Origin of the sequence: Bacillus sp. DB-2 (genome assembly GCF_003315125.1) — a bacterium.
Taxonomy (GTDB): Bacteria; Bacillota; Bacilli; order Bacillales; family Bacillaceae_G; genus Bacillus_A; species Bacillus_A mycoides.
The window spans coordinates 1-1,227 of the sequence record NZ_QNRN01000043.1; the positions used below are offsets into that span (position 1 = coordinate 1).

General features: G+C 34.7%; 1 pseudogene. It reads right to left on the minus strand.

The features are described from left to right. Positions 1-37 precede the first annotated feature (37 nt). A pseudogene (locus DET63_RS30015) lies at positions 38-1,227 on the minus strand (IS3 family transposase); the annotation flags it as partial.

The following is a 1,227-nucleotide window of genomic DNA, read 5'->3' on the forward strand; positions in this document are numbered from 1 at the left end:
TAATCTGTACCCTTTGTAAAGGACATTTTGAAAAAAGTTAGGCAACATCAAGAAGATGATTTCTGTATCCAACAGGAGTCATCTTTTTTAAATTCCATTGATATCTATAGTGATTATAGTACGTCATATATTTCTTAATCTCTTGTTTCAACTCAGTAAAAGACTCGCAAGGTTTTATATGTGCTTCATCTTTCAGATGACCAAAAAATGATTCTTGTGGAGCGTTATCCCAACAGTTCCCTCTTCTTGACATAGATTGTCCGAGCTTTAGCTTTTTGACTAATTTTTGGTAGGTAGGGCTTGTGTAGTGGGCTCCTTGATCTGAATGAATATATGCACCTTCAGTCAATCGAATCCTCTTATTCCGTTTTAGTTTATGAAGAGTTGTTGTTACGAGGTCTAATGTCATCTGTTCTGAAACATGGTAAGCTAAAATTTCATTGGTTGAGCCGTCTAAAATTGTAGATAAATAAGCTCTTTTATTCTTACCGTAAACTAAATAAGTGATATCTGTAAGAAGCGTTTTTCCTGGGGTGTTTTGTTTAAATTCTCGATTTAATTGATTCGGCACTACTCGATGTTCTTTTGAAGCTTTCAGCATTCTTTTATAAGGATTTGCTTTCCGAATCGGACAGACAATCTCATATTTTTTCATGATTCTACGGATACGCTTTAAATTGTAGACAACTTGAAAATGACCCACCAATGTCATTTTTATTTGACGAGCCCCTTTCTTTCGATTTCTAAATCGAAGTGCTTTTAATATGATTTCTTTCACGATTTCATCTTGATTGTTCTTTTGTTTCCGTTGTTCTTGAGATGAAATGGAAAAATAATTATAGTATCCCGAACGGGATACACCAGCTACTTTACACAAATAACTCACCATATTTCTTAAGTTATATTTTATGATGACAGAACGAATCAGGATATATTTCTGACTAGGTGATAAAGTTATTTCCTTCTCATCCTCCCTTCCATAAGTTTGATCTTTTTTAACAATTCATTTTCTGCCTTTAGTAAGTTCCGTTCGGCTTCTAAACGAGCATACTTCTCTTCTAACGTAAGCTCTCTCTCAAGAGTTCTTCCCGCGTTTTGGCGTGTATCTCGCAAACCAAATACACCATTTTTTCTGTAAGCAGCACGCCATCTACTTCCTGATGACATAATTCGTTTCATTCCAATCATATCTATATCAAAACCACATTCTTCAAAAATATTTCGAGG